Below are 19608 nucleotides of genomic sequence, written 5' to 3'. Positions count from 1 at the left end.
AGCGGGCTTGCCCCGCGCCAGGGTGGCGAAGCCGCCCTGAAATCAGTACTCCTATTTTTGGGGCCGCTTCGCAGCCCGGCGCGGGGCAAGCCCGCTCGCCACAATCTGCCCTGAAAGGGTGCGCAGTGGCATACGTCAAATGACGTACGCCGTTACGTCAGGCTGCGTATACCCGCACTGGCCCACTGCCGCCATGCTGGACCCCTCATTGCAGAGGAGTCGCCCCATGGCACCACGATTGATCCGCTCCAAACCGCTGTTGGCCCTGTCATTGCTGGCGGCCGCTCTGTTCAGCCAGGGCGTGCTGGCCGATAACGAAGGCCTGGCCGTGACCCCGACCGAAGTCACCGTCGGCCAGTTGCACTCGGCCACCGGCACCATGGCGATTTCCGAAACGGGCTCGATCCAGGCCGAACGCCTGGCCATCGAACAGATCAACGCCTCGGGCGGGATCCTGGGACGGCAGATCAAGGTGATCCAGGAAGACGGCGCGTCCGACTGGCCGACCTTTGCCGAAAAAGCCAAGAAGTTGCTGGTCAACGACAAGGTCGCCGCCGTGTTCGGCTGCTGGACCTCGGCCTCGCGCAAAGCGGTGCTGCCGATCTTCGAGAAAGAAAACGGCCTGCTCTACTACCCGACCTTCTATGAAGGCCTGGAACAGTCGAAAAACGTGATCTACACCGGCCAGGAAGCCACCCAGCAGATCCTCGCCAGCCTCGACTGGATCGCCAAGACCAAGGGCGCCAAGACCTTCTACCTGGTCGGCTCCGACTATATCTGGCCGCGCACCTCGATGAAGATCGCGCGCAAGCACATCGAAAACGTCCTGCACGGCACGGTGGTCGGTGAAGACTACTACCCGCTGGGCAACACCCAGTTCGGCTCGCTGATCAACAAGGTCAAGCTGAAAAAGCCTGACGTGGTGTTTGCGGCGGTGGTGGGCGGTTCCAACGTGGCGTTCTACAAACAACTCAACGCGGCGGGCGTGAATGCGTCCAAGCAGACCTTGCTGACCCTGTCGGTGACCGAGGACGAACTGCTCGGTATCGGCGGCGAAAACATGGCCGGTTTCTATGCCTCGATGAAGTACTTCCAGAGCCTGGACAACCCCAACAACAAAGCCTTCGTCGAGGCCTTCAAGGCCAAGTATGGCAAGGATGCAGTGATCGGCGACGTGACCCAGGCGGCCTACCTCGGGCCATGGTTGTGGAAAGCCGCGGTGGAGAAAGCCGGTAGCTTCGATGTGGATAAAGTCGTGGCCGCGTCGCCAGGCATCGAGCTGAAAACCGCGCCGGAAGGCTATGTGAAGATCCACGAGAACCATCACCTGTGGAGCAAGTCGCGCATCGGTGAAGTGCAGCCCAACGGCCAGTTCAAGGTGATCTACGAGTCGGATCTGATCGAGCCGAACCCGTTCCCGAAAGGCTACCAATAACCTGCCCCCCGTAGGAGCCGGCTTGCCGGCGATGGCATCCCCTTGGTGCAACTGAAATACCGAGGTGCCTGGATCGCCGGCAAGCCGGCTCCTACAGGTCTGTTTTCAACCTGGCTCTCAGGAGACCATCATCATGGAATGGCTATCGGAATTTGGAGCCATCGCGGCGATGCAGGGGTTCAACGGCTTGTCCGTGTTCTGCGTGCTGTTGCTGATGGCATTGGGGCTGGCGATCATCTTTGGCCAGATGGGCGTGATCAACATGGCCCACGGTGAGTTCCTGACCATCGGCGCCTACACCACCTACGTGTGTTCCAGCCTCACGGCGCACTTTGTGCCGAGCTTCCAACCCTATTACTTCTTCTTCGCCATCGCCCTGTCATTTCTCGTCGCTGGCGCCATCGGCTGGCTGGTGGAATGGGCGATGATCAGCCGGTTGTACAAGCGGCCGCTGGACACCTTGCTCGCCACCTGGGGCTTGTCGCTGGTGATGCAGCAGACCTTCCGCTCGGTGTTCGGCGCCCGCGAAGTCAGCGCCGAACCGCCGGCCTGGCTGATGGGTTCGGTGAACTTCACCGATGCCATCGAGATTCCGCGCAACGGCCTGTTCATGATGGCCCTGACCCTGCTGCTCACTGCCGCGATCTTCCTGATGCTCTACCGCTCGCGCTGGGGCCTGCAGGTACGCGCCACGGTGCAGAACCGTCTGATGAGCCGTGCGGTGGGCATCAATACGCGCAAGGTCGACCGCATGACCTTCGCCCTGGGCTGCGGTGTGGCCGGTGTGGCCGGTGCGGCGTTCACCACCATCGGTTCCACCGGGCCGACGGCGGGCTCGCAGTACATCGTCGACACCTTCCTGGTGGTGGTCTTCGGCGGCGCGCAAAGCCTGTTCGGCACCATCGCCTCGGCCTTCGTGATTGCCCAGACCCAATCGCTGTCGGAGTTTTTCCTCAGTGGCTCGATGGCCAAGGTACTCACCTTGTCCTCGGTGATTCTGATCCTGATGCTGCGCCCGCAAGGGTTGTTTTCCATCAAAGTGCGCAAGTAGAGGCGACCGGATGAAGGCTTTAGACAAGCTGCTGGGCGGCCAGCAAAACCTGATCGGCATCGTGTTGCTGGCGCTGTTGATCCTGGTGGTATTCCCCCTGACCCTGGATGCGTTCCGCCTGAACATGGTCGGCAAATACCTGACCTACGCGTTTGTCGCGGTCGGCCTGGTGTTGTGCTGGGGCTATGGCGGCATTCTCAGCCTGGGGCAGGGCGTGTTCTTCGGGGTTGGCGGCTACTGCATGGCGATGTTCCTCAAGCTTGAGGCCTCGGACCCGGAGAGCACCAAGATCCAGTCCACACCGGGCATTCCGGACTTCATGGACTGGAACCAGATCACCGAACTGCCGTGGTTGTGGCAGCCGTTCCACAGCTTCAGCTTCACGTTGGTGGCGGTGATCGCGGTGCCGGTGCTGCTGGCGTTCATCATCGGCATGGCGCTGTTCAAGCGGCGCGTGGGCGATGTGTATTTCTCCATCGTCACCCAGGCGATTGCGCTGATCCTCACGGTACTGATCGTTGGCCAGCAAGGCTTGACCGGTGGCGTCAACGGCATCACCGACCTCAAGACCCTGCTTGGCTGGGACCTGCGCACCGACAGCGCGAAGCTGATCCTGTACTTCATCAACGCCGGCTTGCTGTTCGGCTGCATTTTCATTGGCCGTTTCATCCTCGCGTCCAAGCTCGGCCGGCTGCTGATGGCCATGCGCGACAAGGAAGAACGCGTGCGCTTTTCCGGGTATGACGTGGCCAGCTTCAAGATCTTCGTGTTCTGCGTGGCCGCCGCATTCTCGGCGATTGGCGGGGCGATGTTTGCCTTGCAGGTGGGCTTTATGTCGCCGTCGTTCGTGGGCATCGTGCCGTCGATCGAGATGGTGATCTTTGCCGCCGTGGGCGGGCGCATGTCGCTGCTCGGCGCGGTGTATGGCGCGCTGCTGGTGAACTACGGCAAGACCTACTTTTCCGAGTCCTTCCCCGAGTTGTGGTTGTACCTGATGGGCGGGCTGTTCATTGCGGTGGTGATGTACTTCCCCAACGGCCTGGCTGGTTTGTGGGACAGCCATGGGCGCCAGGCGCTGGCCAGGGTGCTGCGACGCACACCCGTGGCGGCGACCCCGGTGAACCCGCCGGTCAAACCCAAGGCCAACAGCAAGATTCTGGAGACCCAGCCATGACCGCCGTCGGCTTTGAAATGAAAAAACCGGTGCTGGCCATCGAAGGCCTCACCGTGTCGTTCGACGGCTTCAAGGCGGTCGACAACCTCAACCTGTATATCGACCGCAATGAAGTGCGCGTGGTGATCGGCCCCAACGGCGCCGGCAAGACCACAGTGCTCGACCTGATCTGCGGCAAGACCCGCGCCACCAGCGGCAGCATCCAGTTCGACGGCCAGGAACTGACCAAGATGCGCGAGTACAACATCGTGCGTGCCGGCGTGGGCCGCAAGTTCCAGAACCCGTCGATCTACGAAAACCTCACGGTGTTCGAGAACCTGGAGATGTCCTATCCGGCCGGGCGCAAGGTGTGGGGCGCGCTGTTCTTCAAGCGCAACGCCCAAGTGATCGCACGGGTGGAGGAAGTGGCGCGGGAGATCTTCCTCGGCGACCTGCTGCAACAACAGGCCGACCTGCTGTCCCACGGGCAAAAGCAGTGGCTGGAGATTGGCATGCTGCTGATGCAGGACCCCGAGTTATTGATGCTGGATGAACCGGTGGCCGGCATGAGCGTCAACGAGCGCGCGCAGACCGCCGAGCTGCTCAACCGCATCAGCCAGGGCCGTTCGGTGCTGGTGATCGAGCACGACATGGAGTTCGTCAAAAGCATCGCCCACAAGGTCACGGTGCTGCACCAGGGCAAGGTGCTGGCCGAGGGCAGCATGGAGTCGGTGCAAAGCAACCCGAAAGTCATCGAAGTGTATTTGGGCCACTGAGGAGCCGCGCATGTTCAAGATCGACCAGTTGTCCTGCGGCTACGGGCAGAGCCAGATCCTCCACGACCTGGACCTGAACGTGGCCAAGCGCGAGATTGTCGCGGTAATGGGCCGCAATGGCATGGGCAAGACCACCTTGTTCAAGAGCCTGATGGGCATCCTCCCGCAGTGGAAAGGCCAGGTGAGTGTGGATGGCCACGATGTGTCCGCGCTGGAAACCCATGAGCGGGTGGCGCGTGGTATCGCCTATGTGCCCCAGGGTCGCATGATTTTCCCGAGCATGACGGTACTCGAAAACATCCAGACCGGCCTGCCGGCGTCGGCGCGTGGCAAGGTGCCGGAAGATTTGTACGCGCTGTTCCCGGTGCTCTACGACATGCAATCGCGCAAGGGCGGCAACCTGTCTGGCGGCCAGCAACAGCAACTGGCGATTGCCCGGGCGCTGGCGACCAACCCCAAGGTGCTGTTGCTGGATGAACCGACGGAGGGCATCCAGCCGTCGATCATCAAGGACATTGCGCGCACGCTGAAGGAGATTCGCAACCTGCGCGACCTGACCATTGTGGTGTCGGAGCAGGTGCTGTCATTCACCCTGGAAATCGCCGATCGCTTCCTGGTGATCGAGAAGGGCCGCTTCGTGATCGAAGAAACCCGGGATCGGGTGGATGAGGCGACGATCAGTCGGTACCTGTCGGTCTGAGCGATTCGGGTCTTATCTCCTGGAGGTGTATGCGGGTAAGTTTTCCTGCCCGTCAGTGCTATTGCGGACTGCGCTTGATGGAACCGTCGTCTTACCTATTGCCACAGATGAGCGCTGATCAAATGCCGGCTCGGGCGTTGGTCACTTTCTATGCATCAACCATCTGAGGTATTGCGATGATAAGTAATCACTACGGTCAATCTACGTCTTTTTACCCGTTGGGCAGTAACCCGGGGTTTGGTTGTCAGCCCGCGATGAAACCCTCATTTGGCGACTATCGCCCGGCGCCCAATTCGGTGGTCGCGCGGGACTTTGTCGAGGGCTTCAGTTACTTCCAGGGACCGTCCGGCTTCGTCACGCAGGCCGTGCTTCAGCACGCGGGCAACCGGCCGCTGATCGGTGACCCGCTTCACGACCGGATGACCCTGCTGGCCAGGGAAGTGCTCGGCCGTCCGGAAATGAATCACTTGCTCGATGCAATCAACCACGGCGGCTGTGAAGATGGGCTGATCAGCCTGGGGGATGCACATAACGTGGCCGAACACTTTGAGTTGCAGGAAGCGTCGATCATGCAGGATGGGCCGCGCAGGTATGACGGTGCCATGCAGCGTCATCGTATAGACAATGGCTACGGCGAGAGCTGGGCAGCCCATCGTCCCCAGGTATTCGACAGGCATGTACCCGAGCAACCGGTCATCGATGGTATGTACGCGTCATCGTACGGGGGCGGCATGCACCCACAGGGTGCCGAGCTCACTCAACACTTCAAACACACCACCGACGCAGATCTGGCGATGGAACTGGGCAATAATTTTGATTACTTCAAACCCAACACGGATGGCGGTCCAACCATCACCCAGGCATCGCTTCGTGAAGTCGCAGGGCGACCGCTGACGGGCAACCCGGTGGACGACCGCATGACGGTGCTGGCCAGGGAAATCCTCAGCCGACCGAAGCTCAATCGCGAACTGGACTCCGACCACGACAGTGACAAGCCCGACGGCATTATCGGGCGCGGCACCACTGATCGCGTGTCCAACCGAGTGACGGCGTCGGTGTCCGCCAGTTCCTGAACCCGGCGCTGGCCCATCGGTTCAGGACACTGGCGAGCCGCTTGCCAGTGACTACGATGCCCGGGCGGCCGGTCCGATCATCATTTCCGGCCTTACCCGTTGCTCGTACTCTTCGGCGCTGATCAACCCCAGTCGCACCGCCGCGTCCTTGGGCGACAACCCCTCGTCCGCGGCCTTGCGGGTGATCTGTGCCACGCGGTCATAACCCAGCACCGGGTTCAGCACCGTCGCCATCAACAACGAATGCTCAACGTTGCGCGCCAGTTGCGGGCGGTTCACCTCCAGGCCGTCCAGCAGCTTGTGGGTGAACAGGCTGATGCAGTCGCTGAGCACGTCGATCGAGTGCAGCAGGTTGTGGATCAGCACCGGCTTGGCGACGTTCAATTCGAAGGTGCTGGATGCCCCCGCCAGGGTGATGGTGGTGTGGTTGCCCATCACCTGCATCGCCGCTTGCACCAGGACTTCGGCGATGGTCGGGTTGCGTTTGCCGGGCATGATCGAGGAGGTCAGGCCGTCGTCGGGCACGAGCAGTTCGCCCAGGCCGCAGCGCGGGCCCGAGCCGAGCAGGCGGATATCATTGGCGATCTTGGTCAGTGACACCGCCAGCACATTCAGCGCACCGGAGGCTTCCACCAGTGCGTCGTGGGTGCCCATGCCTTCGAACTTGCACGGGTTGGTTTCGAACGCAATGCCCGTGAGTTGGCTGATTTCCTCGCAGAACACCAAGTCAAAACCTGCCGGTGTATTCAGCCCGGTGCCCACCGCCGTGCCGCCCTGGGGCAGCAGGCGCAGACGCGGCATACACGCTTCGATACGTGCGATGCCATGCCGGATCTGTTCGGCAAACGCGCCAAAGGCCTGGCCCTGGCTCATGGGCACCGCATCCATCAGGTGGGTACGGCCGATTTTCAGCACATCCTGCCAGGCGTCGGCCTTGGTGGTCAGCGCTTGGCCCAGTTGGGTGAGGGCGGGCAGCAGGCGGCCACGCAGCTCCAGCACGGTGGTCAGGTGCATCACCGTGGGGAAGCTGTCGTTGGACGACTGCGAGCGGTTCACATGGTCGTTGGGATGCACCGGCGACTTGCTGCCCAGTTCGCCACCGAGCGTGAGGTTGGCGCGGTTGGCGATCACCTCGTTGGCGTTCATGTTGGTCTGGGTGCCGGAACCGGTTTGCCAGATCGACAGCGGAAAGTGGTGGTCAAGGTCGCCCCTGGCCAACTCTTCGGCGGCCTGTTCGATCGCCTGCGCCAAGGCCGGCGCCAGTGCGCCAAGGCGTGCATTGGCGCGGGCACACGCACGTTTTTGCTGGCCAAAGGCGCGGATCAGGCTGGCGGGGAACGGCTGTTTGCTGCCGAACACCTCCAGCGCCCGTTGGGTTTGCGCGCCCCAGTAACGGTCGGCCGGTATGGACACCGGGCCGAACGCGTCGTGTTCGATTCGCAGAGTGATCATCAAGAGGCCCCGTTAAAGCGCAGCGCCGGCGGCACGGCCGAGCACGCGTTGATATTCATCCTGGGCGGTCTGCTGGGAGAACTCGCCGGACCATTTCGACACCACCACCGTTGCCACGCTGTTGCCGATGGTGTTGCAGGTGGCAATGGCCATCGACATGAAGCGGTACACGCCAAACAGCAGCGCCAGGCCTTCTGCTGGCAGTACGCCGATGGCGGTGACCGTCGCGGCGAACACCACGAAACTGCCACCCGACACCGCTGCCGCGCCTTTGGAGGTCACCAGCATGATCGCGATGATGCCCAGTTGCTGTTCCCAGCTCAGCGGTACCCCGTAGGCATTGGCGATAAACAACACGCACAGCGACATGTAGATCGAAGTGCCGTCGAGGTTGAACGCATAGCCGGTGGGCAGTACCAGGCCGACGCTCTGCTTGGAACAGCCGAACTTCTCGAGTTTTTGCAGCAGGCGCGGCAGGGCGCTTTCCGAAGAAGCAGTGCCGAGCACGATGAAGATTTCATCCTTGATGTAGGTGAGGAAGCGCCACAGGCTGAAGCCGCTCAACCGGCACACGGCGCCCAGCACCACAAAGATGAAGAATGCGATGCCGACGTAGAACATCAACACCAGGTTGGCCAGGGACATCAATACCGCCGTGCCATTGCTGCCCACGGCGTAAGCCACCGAACCGAAGGCACCCAGGGGGGCGAACTTCATGATCAGGTTGATGAACTCGAAGAAGCACTCGGAGATGCGGTTCAGGCCGTCTTCGATCACTTCGCGGCGCTCGGGCTTCAACGCCAGCAGGGCGAAGCCGAACAGCACCGAGATCACCAGCACTTGCAGCAACTGGCCGCCGGCGAAGGCACCGACGAAGTTGTCCGGGAAGATGCCGTAGATAAAGTCCAGGGTCGACGCGGGTGCATGCCCCTTGGCCACGGCGGCACTCGCGGCTGCCGCGGCGGCGCTGCTCGGGTGGGCGTCGTGCATGCCGGAACCGATCTGCAGCAGGTTGCCCCACAACAGGCCGATGGCCAGGGCGATGGTGGAGACCACCTCGAAGTAGATCAATGCACGCAGGCCGACCTTGCCGACGCGCTTGATATCACCGGCCGAGGCGATGCCGTGGACCACGGTGAAAAACACCAGCGGCGCGACGGCGGTCTTGATCAGCTTGAGGAAGATATCGCCGAGGACCTTGAAACTGGCGGCCAGCTCAGGGGCGAGAAAGCCGAAGGCAATCCCGAGGAACATGGCGGCGACAACCTGGAAGGTCAGGTCCTTGTAGAGCGGTTTTTTTGCGGGGGTGGATGACATGTCTGTGATCTCATTGTTGTTATTGGCTGTGTTTGGATGATCTGTCTGGAACGTGGCTTTGTGGTGAGCGAGCTTGCCTCGCGCGGGGCAAGCCCGCTCACTACAAAAACCAGCGGTGCCAGAAAGGTCAGCGGGGGACCGCGCCCTGGCGCGCCAGCGCGATATCCACCATCTGCGGCGCCAGCCCCAGGTAGTTGGCCGGGTCGGTCAGGCGTTGCAGTTCGGCCAGGTCCAGTTGCGCAATGGCTTCACCTTGGGCAAGCAGGGCGTCGAGCAGGCTGGTGCCCTGGTCATTGGCCATGCGGCAGGCGGCGTACACCACGTCATGGGCCACCTGGCGGCCGAGGGCCGGGGCGAGGCCCATCATCACGGCTTCGGCGACGATCAGGCCCTGGGTCATGTCGAGGTTCTTGCGCATGCGTTCGGGGCGCACTTCCAGGCCGGCGAGCATGAAGGTCGCCTGGCCCAGGGACGCAGCGCTGAGGGCAAAGGCTTCGGGGATGGCGATCCACTCCGCCTGCCATGGCCCGGTGGAGCGTTCGAAGTCCTGGATCATCGCGTCGAGCATCAGCCCGGCGTGTTGGCGCACGCCCTTGGCGGCGGCGTACATCAGTTCGCAGGAAATCGGGTTGCGCTTTTGCGGCATAGTGCTGCTGGCGCCACGGCCCTTGACGAAGGGCTCGTACACTTCGCCCAGCTCGCTGGTCATCATCATCATGATGTCGAGGGCGATCTTGCCCAGGGACCCGGTGACCAACCCGAGGAAGTTCAGGGTCTCGGCCAGCCCATCGCGGGCCACATGCCAGGTGGCTTGCGGTACGCCCAGGCCGAGTTCGGCCATCAACGCTTCCTGCACTTGCAGGCCTTTGTCACCGAGGGAGGCGAGGGTGCCGGCGGCCCCGGCGAACTGGCCGATTTCGACGCGTGGGCGCAGTTCCACCAGGCGCTCGGCGTGGCGGTCGAACATGCTCAGCCATACCGCGCACTTGTAGCCGAAGGTGATCGGCAGCGCGTGCTGCAAGTGCGTGCGACCGGCCATGGGCGTGTCGCGATAGCGCTCGGCCAGCCCGGCGAGCAGGCCGCGCACGGTCTGGATATCCCGCTCGACGATGGCCAGTGCGGCGCGCACCTGCAGGACCACGGCGGTGTCCATGATGTCCTGGGTGGTCGCGCCCCAATGCACATAACGGCCGGCTTCGCCGCAGATGTTCGACAGTTGCTCCACCAGCGGCAGGATCGGGTAGCCGACGATTTCGGTCTCGTGCTGCATCAGCGCCAGGTCGAGCGCCTCGTACTGTGACAGCGCGGCGATCTGCTCGGCGGCGTCGGCCGGGATCACACCGCAACGCGCTTCGGCGCGGGCCAGGGCCACTTCCACTTCAATGTAGCGTTCGATCAGGGCTTTATCGGAGAACACGCCGCGCATTTCGGCGGTGCCGAACATGTCGCGGAACAGGGCGGAATCAAAAACGGTACTCGACATGGGAAAGTCCTAATTGTTATTTTTAAACCATACATATTTAATATGTACGTACATTATGATTACGCCTGTGCTGATACACTGTCAACTCGACAACGAGGGTAAAAATGGAAAGCGTGAGCCAGAGGCGTTATGCGGCGGTTGCCAAGGACTTGATCGATCAGATTGGCAGCGGCCATTACCCAGTAGGGTCGTTGTTGCCAACTGAATTTGAACTCTGCTCGCTGTATGCGGTGAGCCGGCACACCGTGCGCGCGGCCATCGACCAATTGCAGGGGCAGGGCATGGTCTCGCGGCGCAAGCGTGTGGGCACGCGGGTCGAAGCCGCTTCACCGCAAGGCGGGTATTCCCAGGCGATGGCGTCGGTGGCCGACCTGGTACAGGTGGCCGAAACCCATATCCGCGATATCCAGGCGGTGCGCGAGTTCGTCGCCGACATCGCCCTGGCCCGGCGCCTGGGGCTGGAGCCGGGCGGGCATTACTTCTGTGTGTCGAGCATCAAGGTCGATGCCAGCGCCGGCAACGCGCCGTTGTGCTGGACCGACGTGTATGCCGAGCAGACTTTTGCCGAGGTGATTCCCGAAGCGCGCAAGCACCCGGACGAACTGATCGCCGCGCTGATCGGCAAGGCGTTCTCGCGGCATATCGATGTGGTGGACCAGCAGGTGCGGCCGGTGCAGCTATCGGCCGAATTGGCCGCCAGCCTCAAGGCGCAGGGCGGTACGCTGGGGTTGAATATCATCCGTCAGTACCGCGACGAGAGCGGCGCGGTGATTGCGGTGTCGGAAACGGTCTACCCCGCAGACCGTTTCACCCTGACCATGCAGATGAAGCGCGACAAACGCTAGGCCACGTTGAAGAACGCTACCTTGGTGCTCAAGCGATCCGCCAGCTCCGCCAGTTCGTGATTGGAGTTTTCCACCTGCTCGGAGCCGGCCGCCGATTGCACGGTGGAGCTGTGGATGCGCGTGACGTTCTGCGCCACCTCTTCGGCGGCCGCGCTTTGCTGCACCGAAGCACTGGCGATCTGCGCATTCATGGCATTGATCGCGCCGACTTCCTGGCTGATCTTGCCCAGCGCCAACTGGGAGTCGCGGGTCTGCGTCACGGTGACCTGGGCCAGGCTGCGGCTGCGCTGCATGATGTCGGCGGCGTCCTGGGTGCCGCTTTGCAGCTTGCCGATCATGTCGCGGATTTCCTGGGTGGACTCCTGGGTGCGCGTCGCCAGGGAGCGGACTTCATCGGCTACCACCGCAAATCCGCGGCCATGTTCACCGGCACGCGCGGCCTCAATCGCGGCGTTCAGCGCCAGCAGGTTGGTCTGGGCGGCGATGGCGTTGATCACTTCGATCACGGTTTCGATGTTTTCACTGTCGCTGGACACCTGGTTGACCCGGCTGGTGGCCTGGTCGAGGATCGTCGCCAGTTCCTCGATGGCCACGGTCACTTCGCCCACCAGGCGGTGGCCGCTGTCCACTTCGGCGTCAGCCAGGATAGTCGCCTTGGATGCGGCAGAGGCATAGCCCGAGACCTCGCTGACCGAGGCGGCCATTTGCGTGATCGCGGCTGCCACATGCTGGGCTTCACTGGTCTGCAGGTTGATCTGCTGGCGGTTATCGCTGGCCACCGACAACAGGGTGACCGAAGAATGGCGCAGGGCCTGGGCTGCCGAGCGCACTTCACTGATGGTGTCGCTCAGGCGCGCCAGGGCGTTTTTCAGGATGCCCATCACGCTGTCGGGGTAGCGGGTTTCGATGCGCTGGTTCAGCTCGCCATTGGCCAGGCGGCGGATCGCCTCGGCGACTTCCTCCGGCTCGGCGCCCAGGGTGGCCTTGACCTTGCGGATAATCAGCAGTGACACCAGTACGCTCAAGATGATCGCGACGGCGCTGGCCAGCACCATCAGTACGGCAAAGTTGCTGGCGGCCGATTGCACGGTATCCAGGCGTTGCTTGATTTGCGCCTCTTCGAAGTCGATCAGCGCGTTCACGCGTTTGAGCCACTCGGTGTAGTTGGGCGAAGCCTGGGCCAGCAGCAAGTCCTGGGCGCCAGCGATGTCATTGCTGCGTCGCAGGTTGATCACCCGTTCGGTGGAGGCCAGGGCCTGGGTCTCGATGGCCTTGATTTCGCCCAGCAGGCGGGTTTCCTCGGCGCTGGCAGTGGTGTTGGCGAACAGGCGATCCATCATCACGGCAGAGTCCTGGTAATCGCGCTTGAGCTGGTCGATCTCAGCCAGGTGGCGGTTGAGCGCCGGTTCATCCTTGACCAGTACCGCGTCGCGAATGGCGATGGCGCGGTTGTGCACGCTGCCTCGGAAATTGATCGCGTAGCGCTGGACCAAGGCGGCTTTTTCACCGACATCCTTGAGCGTGCTGTCGATAAAACCCACGCGTTGAATACCGACGGCAGTGATCAGCACCAGCAACGACAGGGTGGACGCGAAGCCCAGTCCGATACGCATCGCCAACGACACAGGTTTTTTCATGGAAGGCTCGATATTCAAGGGGTCAGGAGTGATGGCTAAAAGCTATCTTCGCCGTGGAATCTAACCACTCGCCTGCCAGGCGTCCAATCAGTAAATACTGAAACTGTCATCGAGCGAATTGATGGAATAAAACCGCGACACCGTCGTTCATACGTCATCCAACGTATTTCCCGTTTTTCCTGGCCGCCCGAGACTGGATCGCACGCACCCCGTCATCCGTCCAGGAGCCAGTCCATGACTGAAACGCTGATCAAAGTCGACCTCAACCAGCCTGTCACCGAGAACGAGCAAATCCATAACCGCTGGCACCCGGATATCCCGATGGCCTGCTGGGTCAAGCCGGGCGATGACTTCATCCTCGAGACCTACGATTGGACCGCCGGTGCGATCAAGAACAACGACGACGCCAGCGATGTACGCGATGTGGACCTGTCCACCGTGCATTACCTGTCGGGCCCGGTGGGTGTACACGGCGCCGAACCGGGGGACCTGCTGGTGGTGGACTTGCTGGATATCGGCGCCAAGGCCGACTCCCAGTGGGGCTTCAACGGGTTCTTCTCGCGACAGAATGGCGGTGGCTTTCTCACCGATCACTTCCCCAGCGCACAAAAAGCCATCTGGGATTTCAAAGGCATGTTCACCAGCTCGCGGCACATTCCCGGGGTGAACTTTGCCGGGCTGATCCATCCCGGCCTGATTGGCTGCCTGCCCGACCCGGTGATGCTCGCCGACTGGAACCGTCGCGAACAGGAACTGATCGACACCAACCCCACCCGCGTTCCGCCCCTGGCCAACGCGCCACTGGCTGCCACTGCCCACATGGGCAAGCTCACCGGCCAGGCCCGTGACGATGCGGCAGCGACCGGCGCACGCACGGTGCCGCCGCGCGAACACGGCGGTAACTGCGATATCAAGGATTTGTCGCGGGGTTCGAAGATCTTCTTCCCGGTCTACGTCAAGGGTGCCGGGCTGTCGGTGGGCGACCTGCACTTCAGCCAGGGCGACGGCGAAATTACCTTCTGCGGCGCCATCGAAATGGCCGGCTGGGTGCACATGAAGGTCGAGCTGATCAAGGGCGGCATGGCCAAGTACGGGATCAAGAACCCGGTGTTCAAGCCGAGCCCGATCACGCCGAACTACAAGAACTACCTGATCTTCGAAGGCATCTCGGTGGACGAGCAGGGCCAGCAGCACTACCTGGACGTCAATGTCGCCTACCGCCAGGCGTGCCTGAATGCGATCAATTACCTGACCAAGTTCGGCTATTCGCCGGCCCAGGGCTATGCGCTGCTCGGCTCGGCTCCGGTGCAGGGACATATCAGTGGCGTGGTAGACATCCCGAATGCCTGCGCGACCTTGTGGCTGCCCACGGAAATCTTCGAGTTCGATATCAACCCCAACGCCAACGGCCCCACCCAGTTCCTCGACGGCAGCATCGACCTGCCCATCGCGCCGGACCTGTAGCCATGCCGACCTACGAATACGCCTGCGACACCTGCGGCACCTTCACAATGCTGCGCCCGATCGCCCAGCGCAACGAACCCAGCCAGTGCCCTTATTGCGAAGGGCCGGGCGGGCAGTTGCGGGTGTCGGCCCCGGCGCTGCAAACCTTGTCGTCCCACCAGCGCAAGGCCATCGCCGGCAACGAGCGCAGCGCCCATGCGCCGCAAACCGTTGGCGAATACCAGGACAGCCGCAAACACCCGGCGGGTTGCAGTTGCTGCGGCACCCGCAAGCAGGTCGAGCCCAGCAAGGCCAACCCCTTGGGGCTCAAGACCCGGACCGGCCCACGGCCGTGGATGATCAGTCACTAGAACAGGAGCGTTGCAATGCGCCATGGCGACATTTCCAGCAGCCCGGACACCGTCGGTGTAGCGGTGGTGAACTACAAGATGCCGCGCCTGCACAGCAAGGCCGAGGTCATCGACAACGCGAAGAAGATCGCCGAGATCATTGTCGGCATGAAGCAGGGCTTGCCCGGCATGGACCTGGTGGTGTTCCCGGAATACAGCACCATGGGCATCCTGTATGACCACGACGAGATGATGGCGACCGCCGCGAGCATTCCCGGCGAAGAGACGGCGATTTTCTCCGCGGCCTGCCGCCAGGCGAATACCTGGGGCGTGTTCTCCCTGACCGGCGAGCGTCACGAAGAGCACCCGCACAAGGCACCCTATAACACCCTGGTGCTGATCAATAACCTGGGCGAAATCGTGCAGCGCTATCGCAAGTGCATTCCCTGGTGCCCCATCGAGGGTTGGTATCCGGGGGACCGCACCTACGTGTGCGACGGGCCCAAGGGCATGAAGATCAGCCTGATCATCTGCGATGACGGCAACTACCCGGAAATCTGGCGCGACTGCGCAATGAAGGGCGCCGAGCTGATTGTGCGTTGCCAGGGCTATATGTACCCGGCCAAGGAACAGCAGGTGCAGATGTCCAAGAGCATGGCCTGGGCCAATAACTGCTACGTGGCGGTGGCCAACGCGGCCGGGTTCGACGGCGTGTATTCGTACTTCGGCCATTCGGCGATCATCGGCTTTGACGGGCGCACCCTGGGCGAGTGCGGCGAGGAGGAGATGGGCATCCAGTACGCGCAGTTGTCGGTGTCGCAGATCCGCGATGCACGGGCCAATGACCAGTCGCAGAACCATCTGTTCAAGCTGCTGCACCGTGGCTATACCGGCATGCATGCCTCGGGTGACGGCGACAAGGGCGTGGCCGATTGTCCGTTCGAGTTCTACCGCACCTGGGTGCTGGACGCGCAAAAGGCCCAGGAAAATGTGGAGAAGTTCACCCGTAGCACGGTCGGCGTCGCGCAGTGCCCGGTGGGGCAATTGCCCCATGGTGGTCAAGAAAAGACGGCGGGGTAGGGCATGCGCTTTACCTTTGAACCGGCCCAGGTCATGGCCTTGCTGCGCAGCCGGATCGTCGGCCAGGAGGCTGCGCTGGCCCAGGTGGAAGGCATGCTCAAGGTGGTCAAGGCCGATATCGGTGAACGTGACCGGCCGCTGAGCGTCAACCTGTTCATGGGCCCGACCGGGGTCGGCAAGACCGAAATCGTGCGCCTGCTGGCCCAGGCACTGCATGGCCGGGCCGATGGCTTCTGCCGCATCGACATGCACACCCTGGCCCAGGAGCATTACGCCGCCGCCCTGACCGGCGCGCCACCCGGGTATGTGGGCAGCAAGGAGGGCATCAGCCTGTTCAACAGCGAGTTGATCCAGGGCACCTATAGCCGGCCGGGCATCGTGCTGTTCGATGAGTTGGAGAAAGCCAGCCAGGAGGTGGTGCGCAGCCTGCTGGGCATACTGGAAAACGGTCAGCTGACCCTGGCCGGCGGCACACGCACGTTGGACTTTCGCAACAGCCTGATCTTCATGACCAGCAATATCGGTGCGCAACAGGCGCGCCGGCATCGTTTGCGATTTACCCAGGGCTGGCGGCGCCTGCTGCGCGTGTTTGTGCGAGGCGAGGCACAGGTGCTGGAAGAGGCGCTGCATGGGCACTTCGAACCGGAGTTTCTCAACCGCATCGATCGCATCCTGATGTTCGAGCCCATCGACGCGCAGTGGCTTGAGGCACTGCTGGAGGTGGAACTTGCCAAGCTCAACCAGCGCCTGGCGGCGCATCAACGTTCATTGGTGCTGGATGAGCAGGCGCGCGCCTGGCTGTGCCGTCAGCACGACGTTCGATTCGGCGCGAGGGCGCTGGCCAGACGCTTGCGGGTCGAACTGGAACCGGCGATTGCCGAATGCCTGCTGCAAGGCAATGCCCGGCACCTGGGTGCGACGGTGCGCAACGCTTGTCTGGTGGTTGAACCCGAAAGCACAGGAAGATGGGATCCACTTCCGGTATAAACCTCGGACGCTTTAGTTTTCCGAGGCCCCTTTTTTCATGCAAAGCCCTTTGCAACGCCCGCTGTGGCAGATCTACCTGATCTTTCTGGCGCCGATGGTGCTGTCCAACTTCCTGCAGAGCTTCTCCGGTACCCTCAACGGCATCTATGTCGGGCAGATGCTCGGCACCCAGGCGCTGGCGGCGGTGTCGGGGATGTTTCCCATCGTCTTCTTCTTTATTGCCCTGGTGATCGGCCTGGGAGCGGGCGCCTCGGTGTTGATCGGCCAGGCCTGGGGCGCCCAGGAGACGGGCATGGTCAAGGCGATCACCGGTGCGACCCTGACCCTGGGCGCGCTGGTGGGCGTGATTGCGGCGGTGTTGGGCAGCCTGTTTGCGCGCCCGGCCTTGCAGGCGTTGGGCACCCCGATCGATGTGCTCGACGATGCGGTGGGCTATGCGCAGATGATGATGCTGATCATGCCACTGCTGCTGGTCTTTATCCTTTATACGCAGTTGCTGCGCGGCGTCAGCGACACGATCTCGCCGTTGCTGGCGTTGATGGTATCGACCCTGGTCGGCCTGCTGCTGACCCCGGCGCTGATTCGCGGCTGGATCGGCCTGCCTCCCTTGGGTATCCAGAGTGCGGTCTACGCCGGGCTGGCGGGCAACGCCGCGGCCATGGTGTTTCTGATCCTGCGTCTGCGCCACAAGAACCACGTGATGGCACCGGACCGCGAACTGCTCGCGTCCTTGCGCCTGGATCGCGTCATTCTCGGCAAAGTGCTGCGCATCGGTTTGCCCACTGGCCTACAGATGGTGGTGCTGTCGCTGTCGGAATTGGTCATCCTCGCTTTGGTCAACGGCCACGGTTCCCAGGCCACGGCGGCCTATGGCGCGGTGACGCAGATCGTCAACTACGTGCAGTTCCCGGCGCTGTCGATTGCCATCACCGCGTCGATCCTCGGTGCCCAGGCGATTGGCGCCGGGCGCCTGGAGCGCATCGGGCCGATCCTGCGCACCGGCCTGCTGATCAACACCTGCCTCACCGGTGGCCTGATCGTGCTGGGTTATGTCCTGTCCCACTGGTTGCTCGGCCTGTTCATCACCGACGATGCGGCACGGGTCAACGCCGAACACCTGCTGCACATCATGTTGTGGAGCATCCTGGTATTCGGTTTCCAGGCCGTGATCGGCGGGATCATGCGCGCCAGCGGCGTGGTACTGATGCCGGTGGTCATCTCGATCTTCTGCGTGCTCTGCGTCGAGCTGCCGATGGCGTACCTGCTCAACGCTCACTTCGGGCTGGAAGGGGTGTGGATGGCGTTTCCGGTGACCTACCTGGCCATGCTGGTATTGCAGACCGCTTATTACCGCTTGGTATGGCGGCACAAGCAGATCAAGCGATTGGTGTGATAAAAGGTTGCGCACTTTAAGGACAGAAGGCTTCTGAGTCATGGCAAACCCTTACGCCGAGTTGTTCCAGGTTCCTGGCGCACGGGCTTTTGTACTGGCGGGCATGCTGGCGCGCATGCCGGTGTCGATGACGGGCATTGGCTTGATCACCATGCTCGCGCAGGTGCAGGGCGGCTACGGCCTGGCAGGCTCGGTGGCGGCGGTATTTGCCCTGGCCACGGCGTTTTGCGCCCCGCAGGTGTCGAGGCTGGTGGACCGCTACAGCCAGGGCCGGGTGTTGCCGATTGCCGCACTGATCGGCGGTGGGGCATTGTTGATGTTGCTGCTGTGCACCCGCTTGCAGGCGCCGAACTGGACGCTGTTCCTGTTCGCGGCCCTGGCCGGTTGCATGCCCAACATGTCGGCCATGGTGCGGGCACGCTGGACCGAGTTGTACCGAGGCCAACCCAAGCTGCAGACCGCCTTCGCCCTGGAGTCGGTACTGGATGAGGTGTGTTTCATCATCGGCCCGCCGATTTCGGTGGGGCTGAGCGTGGTGCTGTTTCCCGAGGCTGGCCCCCTGGTGGCGGCGCTGCTGTTGGCGGTGGGCGTTACCACCTTTGTGTTGCAGCGTGAGACCGAGCCTCCCGTCCATGAGCATCAGGACCATCACGGCCGCTGGCTGATCGCGTCGCCGCCGGTGCTGATCCTGATGATCCTGTTGCTGGCCATGGGTGTGATCGTCGGTGTGGTGGACGTGGTCAGCGTCGCCTTTGCACAGCATCAGGGCCAGCCGGCGGCGGCGAGCATCGTGCTGTCGGTGTATGCCATCGGCTCCTGCCTGGCGGGACTGGCGTTCGGCACCCTGAAGCTCAAGGCGTCGTTGCCTCGGCAGTTTCTGTTCTGCGGCGTGGCCACGGCGTTGACGACCTTACCGTTGTTGCTGGTGACCAACATTCCGGGGCTGGCGGTGGCGATCTTTGTCTCCGGGCTGTTCTTCGCCCCGACCCTTATCGTGTCCATGGCCCTGGTGGAGCAGATCGTGCCCGCCAGCCGCCTGACCGAAGGCATGACCTGGCTGATCACCGGCCTCAGCATCGGCGTGGCCATCGGCGCCGCCAGCTCCGGTTGGATGATCGACCACTTTGGCGCCACCAGCGGGTTTTGGGTCGCGTTGGCGGCGGGGGCGGTGGTGCTGGGGTCAGCGGTGTTGGGGTATAGGCGGTTGGGGTGATGGACGCATAGTGCGTTCGCCGCTCAGGAAGTTTTTTACGGCCTCGCGAAAGGCGACCCCCAATGCCTGTGGGTTTTGCCCTTCGTAGCTGACCAATGCGTCGATGAACAAAAGCCTGCCAGACAGACAGTTGTCCTCGACGCTGGTCTCTACTGTGCCGGTATGGCACTTGGGGTACGGGTTTCTTGTCGGACATTTCCCGCCAGCCCGCATTCCCCGT

The 19608-nt window shown here is 62.5% G+C and carries 17 protein-coding genes and 1 pseudogene; 13 read left to right on the top strand and 5 right to left on the bottom strand.

Annotation, left to right across the window (positions count from 1 at the left end):
- The first annotated feature begins 226 nt into the window (after window positions 1-226).
- The 6 genes from urtA to BM70_RS0109005 all read left to right on the top strand — a co-directional run bounded on the left by urtA (window position 227) and on the right by BM70_RS0109005 (window position 6188).
- Window positions 227-1435 carry an urea ABC transporter substrate-binding protein gene (gene urtA / locus BM70_RS0109030; protein ID WP_043274194.1) on the top strand — a complete coding sequence of 403 codons (1209 nt, stop codon included), beginning with the start codon at window positions 227-229 and terminating at the stop codon, window positions 1433-1435.
- Between the two features lie 133 nt (window positions 1436-1568).
- A complete protein-coding gene (urtB, locus tag BM70_RS0109025; RefSeq protein WP_025855704.1) occupies window positions 1569-2486 on the top strand; it encodes an urea ABC transporter permease subunit UrtB in 918 nt (305 codons plus the stop codon).
- Window positions 2487-2496: 10 nt separating this feature from the next.
- A complete protein-coding gene (urtC, locus tag BM70_RS0109020; RefSeq protein WP_025855703.1) occupies window positions 2497-3660 on the top strand; it encodes an urea ABC transporter permease subunit UrtC in 1164 nt (387 codons plus the stop codon).
- On the top strand, window positions 3657-4415 hold the full coding sequence (gene urtD / locus BM70_RS0109015) for an urea ABC transporter ATP-binding protein UrtD (RefSeq protein WP_025855702.1): 759 nt from the start codon (window positions 3657-3659) through the stop codon (window positions 4413-4415). The genes urtC and urtD overlap by 4 nt, the downstream gene beginning before the upstream one ends.
- Window positions 4416-4425: 10 nt before the next feature.
- Window positions 4426-5115, top strand: a complete 690-nt coding sequence (gene urtE, locus BM70_RS0109010) for an urea ABC transporter ATP-binding subunit UrtE (RefSeq protein ID WP_010564286.1) — start codon at window positions 4426-4428, stop codon at window positions 5113-5115.
- Window positions 5116-5369: 254 nt separating this feature from the next.
- Complete coding sequence (locus tag BM70_RS0109005) at window positions 5370-6188, top strand: hypothetical protein (RefSeq protein WP_025855701.1); 819 nt, start codon at window positions 5370-5372, stop codon at window positions 6186-6188.
- 51 nt (window positions 6189-6239) lie between these two features.
- Here BM70_RS0109005 and BM70_RS0109000 read toward each other — a convergent pair whose 3' ends face one another.
- The 3 genes from BM70_RS0109000 to BM70_RS0108990 form a co-directional block, all read right to left on the bottom strand.
- Window positions 6240-7640 carry a lyase family protein gene (locus BM70_RS0109000; RefSeq protein WP_025855700.1) on the bottom strand — a complete coding sequence of 467 codons (1401 nt, stop codon included), beginning with the start codon at window positions 7638-7640 and terminating at the stop codon, window positions 6240-6242.
- A 12-nt stretch (window positions 7641-7652) separates the two neighbouring features.
- Entirely contained in the window at window positions 7653-8957 is a 1305-nt protein-coding gene (locus tag BM70_RS0108995; protein WP_025855699.1) for a cation:dicarboxylate symporter family transporter, read from the bottom strand.
- A 127-nt stretch (window positions 8958-9084) separates the two neighbouring features.
- Window positions 9085-10440 (bottom strand): adenylosuccinate lyase family protein, encoded by a 1356-nt coding sequence (locus BM70_RS0108990; protein ID WP_025855698.1) that lies wholly within the window; start codon window positions 10438-10440, stop codon window positions 9085-9087.
- 113 nt (window positions 10441-10553) lie between these two features.
- On the opposite strand from BM70_RS0108990, the gene BM70_RS0108985 reads away from it, so the two are divergent.
- Entirely contained in the window at window positions 10554-11285 is a 732-nt protein-coding gene (locus BM70_RS0108985) for a GntR family transcriptional regulator (RefSeq protein WP_025855697.1), read from the top strand.
- On the opposite strand, the gene BM70_RS33925 is transcribed toward BM70_RS0108985, so the two are convergent.
- Together BM70_RS33925 and BM70_RS33920 are read right to left on the bottom strand one after the other, a co-directional pair.
- On the bottom strand, window positions 11282-11989 hold the full coding sequence (locus BM70_RS33925) for a methyl-accepting chemotaxis protein (RefSeq protein ID WP_371262130.1): 708 nt from the start codon (window positions 11987-11989) through the stop codon (window positions 11282-11284). The genes BM70_RS0108985 and BM70_RS33925 overlap by 4 nt on opposite strands.
- A 417-nt stretch (window positions 11990-12406) precedes the next feature.
- Window positions 12407-12898 (bottom strand): annotated as a pseudogene (locus BM70_RS33920) (MCP four helix bundle domain-containing protein); the annotation flags it as partial.
- Window positions 12899-13156: 258 nt separating this feature from the next.
- Between BM70_RS33920 and fmdA the strand changes: the two are divergent.
- The 6 genes from fmdA to BM70_RS0108950 are packed head-to-tail and all read left to right on the top strand — an operon-like array spanning window position 13157 to window position 19388.
- Complete coding sequence (fmdA, locus tag BM70_RS0108975; protein ID WP_025855695.1) at window positions 13157-14386, top strand: formamidase; 1230 nt, start codon at window positions 13157-13159, stop codon at window positions 14384-14386.
- Window positions 14387-14388: 2 nt separating this feature from the next.
- Window positions 14389-14736 (top strand): FmdB family zinc ribbon protein, encoded by a 348-nt coding sequence (locus BM70_RS0108970; protein ID WP_025855694.1) that lies wholly within the window; start codon window positions 14389-14391, stop codon window positions 14734-14736.
- A gap of 15 nt (window positions 14737-14751) precedes the next feature.
- Window positions 14752-15795 carry an aliphatic amidase gene (locus tag BM70_RS0108965; protein ID WP_025855693.1) on the top strand — a complete coding sequence of 348 codons (1044 nt, stop codon included), beginning with the start codon at window positions 14752-14754 and terminating at the stop codon, window positions 15793-15795.
- 3 nt (window positions 15796-15798) lie between these two features.
- On the top strand, window positions 15799-16782 hold the full coding sequence (locus BM70_RS0108960; RefSeq protein ID WP_025855692.1) for an AAA family ATPase: 984 nt from the start codon (window positions 15799-15801) through the stop codon (window positions 16780-16782).
- 37 nt (window positions 16783-16819) lie between these two features.
- Window positions 16820-18175, top strand: a complete 1356-nt coding sequence (locus tag BM70_RS0108955) for an MATE family efflux transporter (protein ID WP_025855691.1) — start codon at window positions 16820-16822, stop codon at window positions 18173-18175.
- A 40-nt stretch (window positions 18176-18215) separates the two neighbouring features.
- Window positions 18216-19388: an MFS transporter gene (locus BM70_RS0108950; RefSeq protein WP_025855690.1), complete on the top strand. Its 1173-nt coding sequence runs from the start codon at window positions 18216-18218 to the stop codon at window positions 19386-19388.
- Window positions 19389-19608: the final 220 nt, after the last annotated feature.

The sequence above is a fragment of the Pseudomonas sp. CHM02 genome (assembly GCF_000612585.1).
GTDB lineage: Bacteria > Pseudomonadota > Gammaproteobacteria > Pseudomonadales > Pseudomonadaceae > Aquipseudomonas.
This window is presented reverse-complemented; position numbering and strand designations above follow the sequence as displayed.